The organism is Maribacter sedimenticola (assembly GCF_900188415.1).
GTDB classification, from domain to species: domain Bacteria; phylum Bacteroidota; class Bacteroidia; order Flavobacteriales; family Flavobacteriaceae; genus Maribacter; species Maribacter sedimenticola.
The window spans coordinates 262,651-280,836 of the sequence record NZ_FZNV01000001.1 but is presented as its reverse complement, the minus strand read 5'-3'; the positions used below and the strand labels follow the sequence as shown (position 1 = coordinate 280,836).

The following is an 18,186-nucleotide window of genomic DNA, read 5'->3' as shown; positions in this document are numbered from 1 at the left end:
TAGGTTCCTGCAGGGGTGTCCGCAGGTACCGTCAACGTACCGTCGGCAGCTATCGTTACGCCCGTCAGTCCGTCGATATCCGTAATCGTAATGTTGATATCGTTGTCATCGACGACAACTCCGTTCAACGTGTCGTTCGTCGTTACATCGCCTGCAATACCGCCATCCTTGCCGTTTACGGCGGTAAGGTCCGCTGGGGTGGCATCGTCGTTCGCCACTATGGCGGCCGCTTCTACCACTATCGTTGCGATGGCCGTATCACAATTGGATGTGTTCAGCTTTTCACAGATGCTGTATTCTACGTTATAGGTTCCTGCAGGGGTGTCCGCGGGTACCGTCAACGTACCGTCGGCAGCAATCGTAACGCCTGTCAGTCCGCCGATATCCGTGATCGTAATGTTGATATCGTTGTCGTCAACTGCGACTCCGTTCAACGTATCGTTCGTCGTTACATCGCCTGCATCGCCTCCCGTGAATCCGTTTACGGCGGTCAGCTGCGCTGGTGTGGCATCGTCGTTCGCCACAATTGCGGCTGCTTCCACAGTTATCGTTGCGATGGCCGTATCACAATTGGATGTGTTCAGCTTTTCACAGATGCTGTATTCTACATTATAGGTTCCTGCAGGGGTGTCCGCGGGTACCGTCAACGTACCGTCCGTTGCTATCGTTACGCCTGTCAATCCATCGATATCCGTAATCGTAATGTTGATATCGTTATCGTCTACCGCAACTCCGTTAAGAGTATCGTTCGTCGTTACATCTCCTGCATCGCCTCCCGTGAATCCGTTTACGGCGGTCAGCTGCGCTGGTGTGGCATCGTCGTTCGCCACTAGTAGAAGTGTACTTACAGTTACAGTAACTGTAGCTGTAGAAGAATCATTATTGGCATCTGTAATAGTATAGTCAAATGTATCATCACCTACGAAATCTAGTGCAGGTGTGTAGATAATGGAATCGTCTGTAGGGTCTGTTGGCGTGCTATTATCATTTACTGATACCGTACCACCATTTGCTGTAGTAAATAAAGGCAATGTAATCGTACTTGAGTTAGGTCCATCAAGACCGAAATCATCAGCTCCGTTACCATTATCGGCTAAAACATCTAAATCATTATTTGAACTATCTTCATTCGCGGTGAATGCATCATCTTCTGCAGTTGGCAGGTTATTTGGACCAACGGTTATGGTTACAGTTGCAATATCACAATTTGTTGGATTAGAAGCATCACATATTTGATAGTCTATTGTATAAATATTAGGAGCTGTATTGCTGGCTACATCCACCGAGCCATCTCCGTTTACACTCAATGGACCATTGGTTACAGGAGTAATGGTTACACTAGCTGGATTAAGAGCGGCTCCATTAAATTCATCATTATCGTATACATTCAACACATCTGTTGCTCCAAAAAAGCCTTGGACCGCAGTAATTGTTTCATCATCATTAATGGCATCTACCTTGTTGATTACCGTTAATGTAGCCTGTGCTTCTTCTGGACATGCATTGTTGGTTTGTTTGACCAAAACCTTATAAATATTACCATCCATAATAGGGGTAACATCTTGGACGGTTAAGCTAGCATTTGTTGCACCTGAAATATCTGAAAAACTAGCTCCAGAATCTGTACTTACTTGCCATTGGTAAGTTAATTTCGGATTTGCGTTAATATCATAGGAAGGTGTACCACCTATAATGGCAGAAGCCTCTAAAGCAGATGCTACTACCGTAAAAACCGCATCATCACCTACACGTTCCTCTTGGTCTGATGGCGCAGTATCTATAGTGGTTTCTGCCGCAATAGTTACACCGGCGGTTGTTCCCGTATAAGATGTAGTTGCACCTGTAACCCTACCATTTGTACCATAGCCTGTACCATCCACTTCACCATCATTATTATCATCAATATGACCGGCCTCAATGACATCATTACAACCATCGTTATCACTATCCGTATCCAAGTAATCATAAATATCATCATTATCCGTATCCTGTGAATCACAAGCAAAAATTATAAATTCTATACCATCTTGGGTGCCACCCGGTCCAGTAGTTGCCTTAGGCATAGATAAGGTAAAAGTACTTACCGTACCCATTATTTGTAAACTACCCGAAGCAGTACCATCTATATCATTTTGTGAAGATTCCGAAGTATAACCATTTGCTGCAATACCTTCCGTTCTGCCGGCGCCGCCATCCCTAACCGTAGTTAGCGTTGATTGAAAATCATCGGTACCTGCAAGTTGGGTCCAATTTAGCCCTCCTTGTAGCGTAATTTCTGCTGAATTCTGCGTTGTGCCATCAGAGCCACCTATACGATCAAAATGAATTATTGGACTATCAATAAATACCGGATTTCCTAAATCATCTTCAAAACTAACCGTAAGACTTTGACCAAATGTAAAAACACCTTCTATTGAGGTATTTCCTGCCAAATTCTCTGACCAAAAACCTGTACCACTTGCATTAAAACTACCTGTACCTAAGCTATTTGAAGCCGTAGTCATACGAACAATTAAGCCATCTCCATAATCATATGTTCTATCTGATGTAGAACCTACCCAAGTACCTGACTGTTGGGGTGTACATATACCTTCGTTGACATCTAAAATACCATCATTATCGTCGTCGTCGTCACATTCATCAAAAATGCCATCATTATCCGTATCCACTGACCCACATTCATCAAAGGGGTCACGAAAATCTACTTCGGCAGTCGCTGAATTTTGATTGTTGGGTAAGGCAGAAGGAGTATTAATAGTTCCGTTTGCATCTGTATAACCTACCGAAGTATCTATATTTTCATCCAGACCATCGTTATCTGTATCTGTATTCGATAATGACAAGCCTGCTTCTACGGTGTCATTAACGCCATCATTATCACTGTCCAAATCCAAAAAGTCTTCATTATCTACCCCATCATTATTAATTGGAGTAAGTCCGTTTGGATAAGCCGTATCTACCCCATTGGCATCATAAACCCCATTAGGTGCTATATAGCTAAAAGTTGTTTGTGCCTCCACATTATCAGGAATACCGTCCCCATCACTATCAAGGTCCAAATGATTTGGCAAAGCATCCGCATCTGCACTAGCTTCAAAAATATCTGGAACTCCATCAGAATTTGCATCGGTATAATCTGTTTGTGTGCCATCTGCATTATTGATATAGGTAATGGATTCCCCTGTATTATCCGCAGTATCCAAAAAATTTGGTAAACCATCACCGTCATGGTCACCATCCGGGTCATTACCGTTAGCTTCCACAACATCCAAAATTCCGTCATTATCATCATCATCGTCATCAATATCGTTTATTCCGTCACCATCGGTATCTTTTAAGCAAACAGAATATAACGGGGTATTAATAAGCAATTCATCATTTAAGTCAAATATTTTCAAAAATCCGTTATTGGCATAATTAAAAAGTACAACAGAGGAGATATCATTAAATTCTAACATAACCCTACTTGGGGCACCATTACTTTCTGTTTGTGTACCTATTGCAAAAGTGTTTACCCCATCCGTATTTTGAATGTCCAAATTGGTGGGGTCGGCAGTGGCAATAAAACGTAGTCCGGAAGTACATGTAGTACCCAGGGCTTCATTATTTGGTCCATCTATATCGTTAACCTTAAATCTAAAATCAGTAGCAGCTATAGGAGTTAAACCGTCCGATTGCAAAAAAGTAAATTGTATTTGGGAAAGGTTATTTGCAAAACCGGAACCTGCTGCATTTGAAGTAAATTGTATATCATTTCCACTTTGAATAAATTGTCCAGGTTGACCAGCAATTACCTGTGCCCTGACCCTGGTCAATGAAGGTTCAGTTGAAGTAACCGCAAAAAGAGCATTGGAAGTACCTGAACCTGAAATGACACTTTGCACCGCTACGGATTCAAAATTTTGAGCATTGGCCGTGGTATTACCCATCAATACAAATAATAAGGCCACAAAAGAGAATTTCAACCAATTATTTTTATAAATGGATGAAATATTACTAGGGAACAAATGGGAAATTTTTTTTGACATAGACTTTTGGGGGTAAGTACACATCTTTACTTTGGTAATGATGAAATGATAAAATGTATTGGATGAAATCGCCAAATTGGATTTTTTTGCGATTGATTTATTGAATGTTACGTTTTTCATTTAAAAATATTGTTAGAGTTCCCACACTGAAGTATAAAAGTATTGTATGGTGTAGGCAGGAATCACTTTTTTGTTGTGTATCGTCGAAATTTGTATGTCATTCGTCGATTAACCAAAGTAGATGTAGTCTTTTACTTACGTTTTAATTAAGAATTGTATTCTATTTAAAATATCATTTTCTTATTTTACAACTATAAAATAATCATGCAAAATCATACCTATATATTTATTGCCTGCTTACTATAACGTTTGCGTAAATATCAAAATCCAAAAATTTATAATTACCCATAAATTAAGACTCACAGAGAACATACATAAAACACAAAATGACTTTTTAAACCTCTTAATAGCCCTGTATTTTATGTGTATTATCGATGTATAACACGTTTCCATTTTATAGTGATTTCTATAAAAACCAAGAGGATGAAAAATAATATTCTAATATGTCAAGCATTAGTAGCTAATACATTTTACACTCATTTCATCACATGAAAAGTATAATAAAACACAGTAACAGCAGAATAATTATATTATTTTTCCTACTTTAATAACCTTATTGAATAATATATTTAAGATTATTTTAACTAAAAAAAATCAAATTTTTAGCCTTATCTAAAAATTTGATTTTTGTGGTGTAGATTATTAATGAATTATGACCATAATGTATTTTTCAAGAGTCCATAAATTCATAAAATTGTTACCCTAAAATTTCTATACCCATAATTATCCTCTCATCATAAGAATATACAAGGAACAAGTTTTTATTATTGTGGTCCTTTCGCTATATTGTAGCTAGCCAACCAATTACATTTCATGACCACCAAACAAAAAAACTGTTGTATAGGTACACCTAATTTTATTTTCCGTTTTTTTTATAAAAGCCAAAATCCTATAAAGTGTACAATATTTACATGTCTGTTTTCATTCATGTTTATTACCGCTGTAAGTCAGGAAACCAAAACCTTGTCCGGTAATTATAACAATATCCCCTTAGTGCAGCTTTTAATGGATATTGAACGTAAGACCACTTATCAATTCTATTATTTAGACCCATGGATCGAGAATGATTCGGTCACTCTGGCATTTGACGATTTGGACCTACAGAATATTCTTGATTTGGCCCTTAACAAAACCTCATTGAACTATTATATAATTGAAGATGAACAGCGTATCGTACTTTTGGAGAATACAATAATTTATGACGAACTACCTGCAGGTTTTTTCGGAAACAAAACAAATACCGACCAAATTGGTACAAACGAACCAAAAGTTAAGGCTCCACCACCCCCTCCTTTCTATACCACTTCGCAAACCAAAAAAACCTATCCTGTTGCAAAAATTGGCAAAAGTGACTTAAACGACCTTCAAGAACGTTATGTATTAACCGGTAAGGCTATAAATGCCAAGAGCGGAGAACTTATACAGGATTTGACCATACGCGTTAAGGGCACCAATTTAGCTACGGTTACAGATGCTACCGGAACCTATACCTTATTATTACCTGTGGGATATCATATATTAAATATTAGGGCCATGGGTATAGCATCTACGGAAAGGGAGATCATCATGTACAATAATGGTTCTTTAAATTTATTTCTTGAAGAGGGACTGCAGCAATTGGACGAGGTTGTAGTAGAGGCCGATGCATTTAAAAATGTAGAAGAGGCCATTACAGGTAGCGAACAGATAGATTCCGAAACCTCCAAAAATATACCATTGGTACTTGGAGAACGTGATATTTTGCAAGTTGCGAAAGCTTTACCCGGAATTTCATCCGCAGGGGAAGGTGCCACTGGCCTAAACGTACGTGGCGGTAAAACGGACCAAAATCTTGTTCTGCTAGATGATGCCGTCATATATACCCCACAACATTTCTTTGGCATATTCCAAGCTTTAAACCCTTTTACGACGAAAGGTGTAGAAATTTACAAAGGAGCAATCCCGGTAGAATTTGGAGGAAGACTATCATCTGTATTTGATATACGCACTAAAAATGGAAATGTTGAAAAATTTTCAGGAGAAGGTTCCATTGGGCCCGTCACCGGAAATTTAGCATTGGAAATACCCTTAAAGAAAGACCGTTCATCTTTAATCATAGGAGGTAGGGGCGCCTATGCAGATTGGATTTTAAAATCCTTGGACGAGGAATCTTTAAAGAATAGTAATGCATCTTTTTTTGACGGTATAGTAAAATACCATGATAAATTGGACGATAACAATGAAATAAAGGCCACCGCATATTATAGCCGTGATGCCTTCAGTATAACCTCAGACTCTCTTTATAATTATAGTAACCGACTATTTTCCGCCAGATGGGATCACAGAATTAATGACAAGACCACAAATGCTTTAATAATAGCCAATAGTAACTATGGGTTTGGAATTGATTATGAAAGCTCCTCCAATACAGATTTTGATTTGGACTACAGTATAAATGAAACGGAAGTAAAATATAAAATACGCAAGACAGCAAATGATAAACATACATTGGATTACGGTATCTCCGCCAAATATTATGGTGTAAACCCAGGCAGTTTGGAACCTAAGGACAATTCCTCTGCAATATCCCCAATTTATATTGATGAGGAACAAGCTGTAGAGGGCGCCCTTTTTATTGGGGACGAACTTAAAGTTAACGATAAGTTGACCATTAACATGGGAGTAAGACTTGCAGGCTTTGCCGCTCTAGGTTCTGCCACCCAACGTACATATGAAGAGAATTCGCCAAAAAACGAATCTACTGTTCAAGATACCCTTTCATATGGAAGTGCAGAAGCCATTAAAACATATGGTGGACCAGAAGCTCGAATTTCTGCCCGATATCTATTGGCCCCGGATTTTTCGGTAAAGGCTAGTATCAATAATTCATATCAGTTTTTGCACACCCTATCCAACAATACCACAGTTTCGCCAATTGATACCTGGAAGTTATCAGATTTAAATATTTCACCACAAACTGGTTATCAAGCTTCATTAGGTTTTTATAAGAATTTAAAGGACAATATGTTTGAAATTAGTTTGGAAGGCTATTATAAGCGAATGCAGAACGTACTTGATTTTAAAACCGGCGCCAATCTTTTTTTGAATGAAAATGTAGAGACCCAAGTGTTACAAGGTGATGGAAAAGCGTATGGTGTGGAACTTTTATTAAAAAAGAAATCCGGAAACTTAAACGGGTGGTTGGGCTATACGTATTCTAGATCGTTTTATAAATTTGATAGTGATTTTAGCGAAGAACGTATCAATAATGGCAACTACTTTCCATCAAATTTTGATAAGCCCCATGATGTAAGTTTAGTGACCAATTATAAGTTTTCAAGAAGGTATAGTGTATCTGCCAATTTCGTGTACCAAACCGGTAGGCCCATTACTTACCCTATAGGTACATTTAGATATAACAATTCCGATTATGTAGCCTTTAGCGATAGAAATGCTTTTAGAATTCCTGATTTCTACCGGTTGGACCTGGGGGTGAATATTGAGGGAAACCATAAAAAAAATAAGTTGGCGCATAGTTTTGTAACCATTTCGGTTTATAACGTTTTAGGGAGAAATAATCCGTACTCCGTATTTTTTGTTACAGATGATGGTGAAGTCAAAGCATTACAAAGTTCAATTTTTGCAATCCCCATACCATCTATCACCTATAATTTTAAATTTTAAAAATAGCGTTAATAAGTCCCTCTGATATAAACAATATTCAATGAAAAGAATAGCGATCATCATAACCCTTTTTACACTATTGGTTTCCTGCATTGACGAGGTAGACCTAGGAATTGGTTCCAATGACACTACCAATAAAATCCTAATCGTAGAGGCTACGTTGACAAACGAACTCAAAACACATCGTGTGGTCCTGAGCAGAATGGATACCCTAACGGACCTTGGCATAGATTCCATTTACAATCCATATGTTCCTATACGTGATATCAACAGGGATTTGGTCCCTTATGAACGTAATGCCACGGTATCCATAGTAGATGGATCTGGAACCCTATATGGCTTTAATGAAACTAGCCCGGGAATTTATGAAAGCAGTACTGAATTTGCTGCCGATCCTACTAATACCTATGCATTGAACATAGCAACGACAGATGGAGCAACCTATTCATCCAAAGCCATGAAAATTGAAGGAATTTCCACTATTGCAGATGTTTATGCCGCTAAAACCACCAATGCCTCGGGCATTGAAGGCATTGGCATTTTCCTGAACAATTCCGGGGTTGAGGGCAATGTAAAAAACTTACGCTACACCTATGAAGAAACCTATAAGATTATTGCTCCAAACTGGACCCAGAAAGATTTTAAATTAACCAATTACGATCCTTGTGCTTTACCTGTACCAACTTATGACCTAGAAATCGTGGACCGGGTAAACGAACAACAAACCTGTTACGGCTATGCATCGTCCAATACCATTATTCAGACTCAAAATACCAATACGAACAGTAGTGGTATAAATAATTTCATGGTTCACTTTGTAGCCAAGGACAATTACATATTAACCCATAGATATAGTATAGAGGTTACACAGTCCGTCGCAGGTTCAGAATCCTACGGTTTTTACGAACAACTAAATAATTTTAGTCAGTCCGGCAATATTTTTTCACAGGTACAACCGGGATTTTTAGAAGGAAATCTCTCCTTGGATGATGGCAGCCAAGGAACGGTTATTGGATTTTTTGATGTTGTTTCTGTTTCCAAAAAGAGAATGTTCCTTAATTATACGGATTTCTATGAGGGACAACCTTTACCTCCTTATCCTTTTAACTGCGAAGTAAAAACTGCGCCAGAGTCTCACGAATCGTATTGTTATAGTGGTCCTTCTGGGCCCAATCCCTGCCCACAATCCATTATAGAACAGGTAAACCTTGATTTAATCAGTTATGTAGGCCCTAATTCTGATACGGAGCAATGCTTTGGACCTCATCTATTTGTACCAAAGATATGCGGAGATTGTACACTATTAGGGAGTAATATAGTACCCGATTTTTGGGAAGAATAAATTAATGATATGAAAATAAAAACTATAGCCATCTTATTTCTGTTGAGTGTTTTTTATGCTCAAGCCCAATATGTAATAAAGGATGGTGCCGATCTTTTAAAACTTAAAAAAGTACCCCAAGAAAAAGCCTATATTGATCACAATGGACCTATTCTTCTATCTGGTGAATATTTGTATTATAGTGTACACTTTTTCAATGCACAGACCAATAAACTTACAGATGTGAGTAAAATTGGTTACGTGGCATTGGTCAACGAATCCAAGCAATTCATTTTTGAACACAAGATTAAACTGGCAAAAGGCCATGGTGCAGGAGATTTTTTTGTGACCACTGAAATTCCATCTGGTAAATACAAATTATTAGGGTATACACAATGGATGAAAAACGCTGGTCTATCCCAAGTCTTTAAAGATGATATTATTGTTATAAACCCTTATTTAGCGGACCAAACTGCCCTACTTCCCATGTCCAATACGCATTTAGAAAATTATGTGGATGAAAAGGAAACAAAAAAAAGCATAGATTCTGCCACAATAGCCCTTTCTACCAATAAATCTACCTACCAAACAAGGGAAAAAGTAGGGTTGACCATTAAAAATTATAAAGGTCCATTAGGCTATGGAACCTATAGCATAAAAGTCAAGAAAATTGATGAACTTAACAGTACGCCCGCTTTAGAGGCTACCACGTATGCCACAAATTACTTTAATGCCAATAAACAGATTACACAAGCGGTAGGTGATAGTATTTTTTTACCGGAACAGCGTGGTGAACTTTTCTTTGGAAAAGTTGTGGATAAGGAGACTAAGGTACCTGTACCCAATATACCCGTGGTCATCTCAATACCTGGTAAAGAGTTTTTACTGAAGTTTTCACAAACGGACGATAAGGGTAATTTTTATTCCTATTTCATTAAGGACCACAAGCATGCCATGGCTATAGTTCAAATAGAAAATCAAGATAAAAGTTATACGGTTGAAAAATCCAGTACAAGAAAATTGGACCTTACAGGTTTATCATTTTCAGATTTTGTACTCACCGAAAAAATGGCACAATCAATAAAGGACCGTAGCATTGCAAACCAAATAGAAAACCAGTTTTTTACCGCAAAACCAGACTCTATTCTGGCCAGCGATCCCATTGACCCATTTGACGGAGGAATACCAGAGGTAGTTCTTTTAGAAGAGTATACCCGTTTCCCTACTTTTGAGGAAACCCTAAAAGAAGTGGTCGAATACTCCGGTTATAGAAAGAACGACCAGGTTAAGGATTATATAAAGGTTTCCCAAGATTTTAAGGACTATAATGAGCAGTACAACGATTTTCCCGCTATTGTTTTGGTGGATGGCGTATTTATTCCCCAACATAGTGAAATACGAAATATGGATGCCCGAACTATTGAAAAAATTAGTTTGATAAGAGATCAGTTTCGTTTGGGCCAAAAAGACTATCAAGGAATTGTATCTATTGAAACCTTTAAGGGAGATTACGTTGAAGGTTATAGCGCTCCCAATAGTACCGTAGTTCCTTTTGAAAGGCCAGTGTCCAAAAAAAATTATTTTGTACAAAAATATCTAACGGAAGATACCTCTTATGAACGTATACCAGACTATAGAAACTTATTGTTTTGGCAACCGCAATTAAAGATTAACGAAAGTACGTATGAATTTGAATTCTACACTTCTGACCTTGATGGGGATTTTGAAATAACATTAAACGGTTTTACATCATACGGTAAGCCGCTAACCGTATCCAAAAAAATTACGGTAGTGGCACAACAACTAGATTAGTCCGTAATGACCAGTTACCCTTATCTTATTACAGCACAGCATAAAACAAAAAAGCCTTATCAAATTTGATAAGGCTTTCGCTTTTTGCTCCCCCTCTTGGGCTCGAACCAAGGACCCTCTGATTAACAGTCAGATGCTCTAACCAACTGAGCTAAGGAGGAAAATAACCCGTTTTAGTTTCCTAAAGCGGGTGCAAATATAGTAGTTTTTTGAAATTCGCCAAATAAATAATAATTGTTTTTTTATTTAAATAACCATTTATAAACATCGTTACCATTTGCGAACAGTAAAAGTGCTACCAAAATAAAGAAACCCGTTATTTGGGCATACTCCAAAAACTTATCACTAGGCTTTCTACCTGTAACCATTTCATAAAGCAGGAACATCACATGACCACCATCTAGGGCAGGAATAGGAAGTATGTTCATAAACGCCAAGATAATGGATATAAAAGCCGTTGTTCCCCAAAAGGCGGGCCAGTTCCATGTATCTGGAAACATGCCTCCAATCGCCGCAAAACCACCTACTTCTTTATAAGCACCAGTATCAGGATTGAAAATCTTTTTCATCCCCTTAATATAATCGGTCAAGGTTTTTACCCCTTTGTTCCATCCCGCAGGTATAGACTCCAAAAAAGAATAATTTAAGGTCTCCACTTTAAAATATCCCTTTTCACCATATTCTTGATAAGTATCAAATCCTAGACTAACGCCCAATTTTCCTTCATCGGAAACTTTTGCCCGTAAAGGAACCCTGGTTCCGTTTCTATTGACTACAACATCCAAGGTTTTACCTTTATTCGCTTCTAAGTATGGAGATACCTGATCAAGATATTCAACCGGGTTGCCCTCAATTTCAACAAGCGCATCTCCCTTTTCAAAACCTGTTGTAACATTAGGAGATTTTTTAGGGATATTATTAATGATAAAGGGACTTCTTTGGCTTATAAAACGTGCATTCACCTTATTGTCAGAAATTGTTTCAATAAAATCTACCGGAATTTCCTTTTCAATGATAGCACCATCACGTTCAATAGTAATCGTTTCACCATAAACCAATTCAGGAACAATTCTGTTCAGGGCTTTAATTTTATTGCCGTCTACGGCAAGAATCTTATCCCCGGTCTGTACGCCCAAAGCATCTCCTAGAACAGGCTCTGTCACCCAAATACCATCTTTAAGACTATCGTTGGCAATATACTCCTCACCATAGGTAAAGACTAAACCAATAAAGATAAATACCGCCAAGATGAAATTTACGGTAACACCCCCCAACATGATGATTAAACGTTGCCAAGCCGGTTTGCTTCTAAACTCCCATTCTTTCGGCTCCTCTGCCATGGCTTCCTTATCCATGCTCTCATCTATCATCCCGGATATTTTTACATATCCGCCTAAAGGCAACCAACCAATACCATATTCGGTCTCCCCTATTTTCTTTTTGAAAAGCGCAAATTTTACATCAAAGAACAAATAGAATTTCTCTACTCTGGTCTTAAAATATTTTGCTGGGATAAAATGGCCTAACTCATGTAGGACTATAAGCAATGAAAGGCTTAAAAAAAATTGTATTGTCTTAATTATAATGGGACTCATTCTTTCTTCGTGAAAATTAAAATCGGACAAAAGTACATTTTTACGGCCGCTTAAAAAAAGAAACCGTTCACACTCAGCATTTTTTATGAATATTTTGGCAGCCATTAGTCCTAGTTTTCTTGAAATCCTGCATAGGCTAACGTACCTTTACACAAAAAAGATAATGCGTTCTTTTTTCGGTAAATTCAAGCTTTTTGGTGCGGTACTCATTGGAGTCTCTGGAGTGATTATTTACCTATTTTATAATGCTTTGACACCTAAAGAGCTTTTACCGGTGTATACCCCTGCCATGGTCAATGCAGAATTAGTACCACAAGAAATACAACATGTACGTAAATACCATACAATTTCCAATTTTTCCTTGACCAACCAAAATGGTCAGACTATTACACAGGAAAACTATAAGGATAAAATCTATATAGCCGATTTCTTCTTTACCACCTGCCCAACAATTTGCCCTATTATGACCAAGAACATGGCTTTGATACAGCAACGATTAGGAAACGATAATGAGGTATTATTGTTATCACATACCGTTACGCCAGAAATAGATAGCGTAGCACAGCTTAAAAAATATGCAATAGAAAAAGGAGTTGACGATAGTAGATGGAATTTGGTTACCGGAGACAAAAAACAAATCTATGAACTTGCCCGTAAATCCTATTTGGCGGTAAAGACCGATGGGGACGGAGGCCCTTTTGATATGATCCATACCGAGAATTTCATTTTGGTGGATAAGGAAAAAAGAATTAGGGGCTTTTATGATGGTACAAATACTGAGGACATTGATCAACTTATGACAGACCTTGATATATTAAAGGCTTCTTACAAGGACTAAAACAGGGCGGTACTTTATACCATTTGGGGCTATTTATAGGTTATAATAATTTATTAATTGGATTATTTCCGTTACTTTTGCCTTACTTATAATGAATCTAAATAAAGATTGGAAACTACCGTAGCACATTTAAGGAGAGGTCAGAAGGGAATCATTAAGGAATTTACCGAAGATTTGCTGCCCATAAAGTTATTGGAAATGGGTTGCCTGCCCGGAAATATGGTAGAATTGGTACAGGTGGCTCCGTTAAAAGACCCTATTTACATCAACGTTAACGGGTCTCATATTGCCATTAGAAGGGAAATGGCGCTTCATATAGCTTTGGAAATCATTGAAGACAATGTGGTTATATGAGCAAACAAATCAATGTAGCCCTAATAGGGAATCCCAACACAGGTAAAACATCCGTTTTTAACCAATTGACCGGACTAAACCAGAAAGTTGGTAATTATCCCGGTATTACGGTAGAAAAAAAAGAAGGTATTTGTAAGCTTCCCAGAGGGGTAAAGGCCCATATTTTGGACCTGCCCGGCACCTATAGCTTAAATACAACGTCATTGGATGAAAGCGTAGCCGTAGAATTGTTGTTGAATAAAAACGACAAGGACCATCCAGATGTAGCCGTAGTGGTCACAGATGTAGAAAACCTTAAAAGGAACCTACTCCTCTTTACACAAATAAAAGATTTAAAGATACCTGCCATTTTGGTCATCAATATGGCCGATCGTATGTCCAGAAAAGGTATTTCTATTGATATTGAGCTTTTGGAAAAAAAGCTCAACTCCAAAATTGCTTTGGTCAGCACAAGAAAGGGTACGGGTATTGAAACCTTAAAAGTGTTGATTGCAGATTACAAGAACCTGTCAAAGGCACAAAATGTAGATGCATCTGTTATAGACCCAGAATATTTTGAGCGTTTAAGGGCAGCATTTCCCAAAGAAGATGTTTATAAATTATGGTTGGTCATTACCCAAGATGTCAACTTTATGCCTATTGAAAAAACATTGATCAAGGACACTTCTTCGTTTGCTACAAAATCTAAATCTGAACTAAAGCGACTTCAACAAAAAGAGACCATATTAAGATATCAGTTCATAAATGGTATTCTAAAGGAAACGTATAAGGTAGACGTCAATGCGGCAAAAGGTTTTAGGGCAACTTTAGACAAGATATTGACCCATAAAGTTTTTGGGTACCTGATTTTCTTTTTGATATTATTGACCATTTTTCAGGCCATCTATGGTTGGAGCGAATATCCCATGGATTTAATTGATGGCTTTTTTGCCTCTGCCACGGAATGGGTCAAGGAAACCCTACCACCCGGGGTGTTCACCAATTTAATAGCAGAGGGCATATTGGCAGGTATTGGTGGTATTGTCATCTTTATTCCACAGATAGCGTTTCTATTCTTGTTTATAGCTTTACTTGAAGAAACGGGCTACATGAGCAGGGTCGTTTTTTTAATGGACAGAATAATGAGGCCTTTTGGGTTAAGTGGCAAAAGTGTAGTTCCTTTAATATCCGGTACGGCATGTGCCATACCTGCAATTATGGCAACTAGGACCATTGAAAATTGGAAAGAACGGTTGATCACTATTTTAGTGACCCCGTTTACCACTTGCTCTGCAAGATTACCCGTGTATTTAATTATAATTGCCCTGGTCATACCGGAAGGCAGCTTGTTTGGCTTAAGCTACAAAGCCTTGACCTTAATGTTATTGTATTTGTTGGGATTTGGAGCTTCTATTTTAGCGGCCCTAGTGTTGAACAAGGTCATGAATATTAAAAGCAAGTCGTTTTTTGTGGTTGAAATGCCAAACTATAAATTACCGTTATTAAAAAATGTTGGTTATACCGTTTTGGAAAAAACCAAAAGTTTTGTTTTTGGGGCGGGTAAAATCATTTTGGCAATTTCCATTATTTTATGGTTTCTTGGTTCTAACGGATTTTCAGATGAATTTAAAAATGCGGAAAGCATTGTAACCACTCGTGTAAAGGAAGAGGGTTTTACTACATTTAGCGAAGACTACATCAAAAACAAACAGCAAACTCTTAGTACCAACACTGCCGATAATGAGATTCGTGCACAACTTGAACTTGAGGAACTGAAAGAACGGGCCCTTAACCAAGAAATTGCCAGTTATAAACTGGAGCACTCCTATATGGGATATATGGGCAAGGCTATTGAACCTATCGTTAGACCTTTGGGCTATGATTGGAAAATAGGTATTGCGGTACTAACTTCCTTTGCGGCAAGAGAGGTCTTTGTAGGTACCTTGGCAACGATTTATAGTGTTGGCAATGATGAAGAGGAAACCATAAAATATAGAATGGCCGCAGAGGTGGACCCAAGAACGGGCAAACCATTGTTCAATTTGGCTTCGGGTATTTCCTTACTATTGTTCTACGCATTTGCCATGCAGTGTATGAGTACATTGGCAGTGGTGAAAAGAGAGACCAATTCATGGAAATGGCCAGCAGGACAATTGGTAATTATGAGTCTATTTGCTTATATTGTTGCATTCATCGCCTATCAATTATTAAAATAAAATGGATATGCTACAGCACATTTTGGTATATATAACATTGTCGATTTCAATTGTCTATCTCGTCAACAAATTTCTGATTCCTAAATCTTTATGGAATCCCAAAAAAAAGAATAACAAAGCGTGTGGCCAAAATGATTGTGGCTGTCATTAAATGCGCTTGATTTTTCCGCAATTTTATTTAAAAAGTTAAATAAGGCCTAAATAACTCCCAACAGTATGTAAAATAGTAACGTTTGTTGTCTTGGTTCGTTTAGATTGCGAGAGCATAACCCATAACCATGAGCAAAAAACTACTATTTATTCTTCCCGTGTACTTTTTATTGTGCAATAGCGATATAGTTAAAGCACAAAATTTAAGCGCCAATGTACTTGACAGCATAACCAAAGCCCCTATACCTTATGTAACGGTACTATTGAACAATAAAGGCGTAATTACCAATGAAGACGGTAATTTTAATTTCATGTTAGATAAAACCGTTCAAGAAACAGACTCTCTTTTTATCTCCTGTATAGGTTATAAATCCGTAGCCAAACCTTTGTCGCACTTTACCACTAATACCATTTTACTAAGTCCCAAAGCCATAGAACTAAGAGAGGTTATAGTATCTAACAAAAACTACACTGCAGATGAAATTATGGAGTTGGTCAATGACAACCTAAATAGCAATTATAATTTTGATTATACCAAAAAACGCCTTTTTTACAGGAATTCATCGTACAATCGTATGGTAAAGACAGATTTTAAGGTCAAAGAATCCACTATAAAAGCATTAAACCAAAATTTTATAGATAGTATAATTTATACGGTACCCAAATCCAACAGTTATTATACGGAGATCCTTGGTGATCTTTATGGCAGTTTTGAGGAAGATGAACAGAAACTTGAACTTATAAAAGCATCTGAACTTTATGATAAGAGCAAGGAAATGGATATGGAAAAACTTGAGGAGAAGTTTAACGACATAATTAAAAAAAATGTGAGGACAGATTCCTATTTTAAGATTAAATCTGGCCTTTTTGGCACAAAGCTAGATGCGGACGAACTTTTTGAGGCAGATATAGATTCTACGGATATTGCGGCCGTAAATCAAGAAATTGAACGCAAACAAGAAAATAGCAAGAAGCGCAAAATAAATTTTGCCAACTATAGGAAAGGAATCTTGGGCAAATTACTACAGAACTTGCCCATACACGAGGATACCGACTTAAATTTTATCATCAAACCCAGAAAATATACGTACACTCTAAAAGAATTTACCTATTTGGGCAATGATGCTGTTTATGTTCTGGAGTTTCAACCGGATGGTTCCGCAGACTATAGGGGAACATTATATATCAATGCCGATGACTTTGCTTTGTTACGTGCCGATTTTGAGAACATAAAACCCGTTCATTCATTTAAGCTTTTAGGGGTTTCTACCAATACCTACCTTACCAAGGGAAAGGCAATTTTCCATAAACAAACATTGGGAAGATACGCACTGCAATATTTTGAGACAGAGACCGGCACACGAATTGGCGTTAAACGACCTCTTAAGATAATAGAAAAGAATAAAGTCGTTAAGGGAAGAAACAAACAAAATGAACTATCGGGAAAAATGGACCTTGTTTTTACCGATATTGAAAAAAATGAACTAGTGGTATTCGATACGAAACAAATAAACGAAACCCAGTTTAATGCATTTGAGGAAAACCATAATGTGCTACCTACCTATATGCCAAAATACGACCCCAATTTTTGGAAAGGCCATACCATTATGGAACCTAATATGGCCATTAAGGAATTTACTTCTTCTGAATTGGATGATTAAATAAAATTTTTAATGAAGTAGTAACACAAAAAACTCCAACCTAGAACCAGAAATAATCCCCCAATAGGTGTTATAGGACCTAATAGCCTGATTTTTTTTCCTGCGGATGCGCTTATACAGAGGCCATATATACTGAATGAAAATAGGAAAGTGCCTATTATGAAAGAATAGACCATATTTTTTTCCAGGCTGGTATCCAAATTAAGATTAAAACTTAACATCAATAATACCAAAGCATGATACATTTGATATTTCACTCCGTTTTCAAAGCTGTTTAATTGTTCTTCGGTAAACTTTTTCTTTAATAAATGTGCGCCAAAGGCACCGAATATGATAGCTAAAACTCCAAAAATAGCGCCAGCCAATTGTGCTATTAAGACCATAATTTTTTTATAAAGATACCTTCAATTTTCTTGGAATTACATATCCGGTCCTTTGGTCAAAAAATA

At 37.5% G+C, this 18,186-nt stretch carries 10 protein-coding genes and 1 tRNA gene; 7 read left to right on the top strand and 4 right to left on the bottom strand.

Annotated features, from left to right (window positions below):
- The coding region (locus tag CHB68_RS18490) for a beta strand repeat-containing protein (protein WP_245838735.1) at positions 1-4,028 on the bottom strand (4,028 nt) is incomplete at its 3' end.
- A 1,047-nt stretch (positions 4,029-5,075) separates the two neighbouring features.
- Here CHB68_RS18490 and CHB68_RS01175 point away from each other — a divergent pair.
- The 3 genes from CHB68_RS01175 to CHB68_RS01165 are packed head-to-tail and all read left to right on the top strand — an operon-like array spanning position 5,076 to position 10,944.
- The gene (locus CHB68_RS01175; RefSeq protein WP_089258754.1) at positions 5,076-7,811 is read left to right on the top strand and encodes a TonB-dependent receptor; all 2,736 of its coding nucleotides are present in this window, start codon (positions 5,076-5,078) and stop codon (positions 7,809-7,811) included.
- 40 nt (positions 7,812-7,851) lie between these two features.
- The gene (locus tag CHB68_RS01170) at positions 7,852-9,153 is read left to right on the top strand and encodes a DUF4249 family protein (RefSeq protein WP_089258752.1); all 1,302 of its coding nucleotides are present in this window, start codon (positions 7,852-7,854) and stop codon (positions 9,151-9,153) included.
- A 9-nt stretch (positions 9,154-9,162) separates the two neighbouring features.
- Positions 9,163-10,944: a hypothetical protein gene (locus tag CHB68_RS01165; protein WP_089258750.1), complete on the top strand. Its 1,782-nt coding sequence runs from the start codon at positions 9,163-9,165 to the stop codon at positions 10,942-10,944.
- Between the two features lie 87 nt (positions 10,945-11,031).
- Here CHB68_RS01165 and CHB68_RS01160 read toward each other — a convergent pair.
- Positions 11,032-11,105, bottom strand: a tRNA-Asn gene (locus CHB68_RS01160).
- Between the two features lie 81 nt (positions 11,106-11,186).
- Complete coding sequence (rseP, locus tag CHB68_RS01155; protein WP_089259733.1) at positions 11,187-12,539, bottom strand: RIP metalloprotease RseP; 1,353 nt, start codon at positions 12,537-12,539, stop codon at positions 11,187-11,189.
- A 163-nt stretch (positions 12,540-12,702) separates the two neighbouring features.
- Here rseP and CHB68_RS01150 point away from each other — a divergent pair, with 163 nt between their 5' ends.
- From CHB68_RS01150 to CHB68_RS01135, 4 genes are all read left to right on the top strand, one after another.
- Positions 12,703-13,377 (top strand): SCO family protein, encoded by a 675-nt coding sequence (locus CHB68_RS01150; RefSeq protein WP_089258748.1) that lies wholly within the window; start codon positions 12,703-12,705, stop codon positions 13,375-13,377.
- Positions 13,378-13,485: 108 nt separating this feature from the next.
- Positions 13,486-13,731: a FeoA family protein gene (locus tag CHB68_RS01145; protein WP_089258746.1), complete on the top strand. Its 246-nt coding sequence runs from the start codon at positions 13,486-13,488 to the stop codon at positions 13,729-13,731.
- On the top strand, positions 13,728-15,926 hold the full coding sequence (gene feoB / locus CHB68_RS01140) for a ferrous iron transport protein B (RefSeq protein WP_089258744.1): 2,199 nt from the start codon (positions 13,728-13,730) through the stop codon (positions 15,924-15,926). Before CHB68_RS01145 ends, feoB begins: the two co-directional genes overlap by 4 nt.
- 278 nt (positions 15,927-16,204) lie before the next feature.
- On the top strand, positions 16,205-17,737 hold the full coding sequence (locus tag CHB68_RS01135) for a carboxypeptidase-like regulatory domain-containing protein (protein ID WP_089258742.1): 1,533 nt from the start codon (positions 16,205-16,207) through the stop codon (positions 17,735-17,737).
- Here the strand turns inward: CHB68_RS01135 and CHB68_RS01130 are convergent.
- Positions 17,734-18,120, bottom strand: coding sequence for a DUF423 domain-containing protein (locus tag CHB68_RS01130; RefSeq protein WP_089258740.1), 387 nt, complete (start codon positions 18,118-18,120; stop codon positions 17,734-17,736). The two genes, CHB68_RS01135 and CHB68_RS01130, sit on opposite strands and share 4 nt — an antisense overlap.
- Between the last annotated feature and the right edge of the window lie 66 nt (positions 18,121-18,186).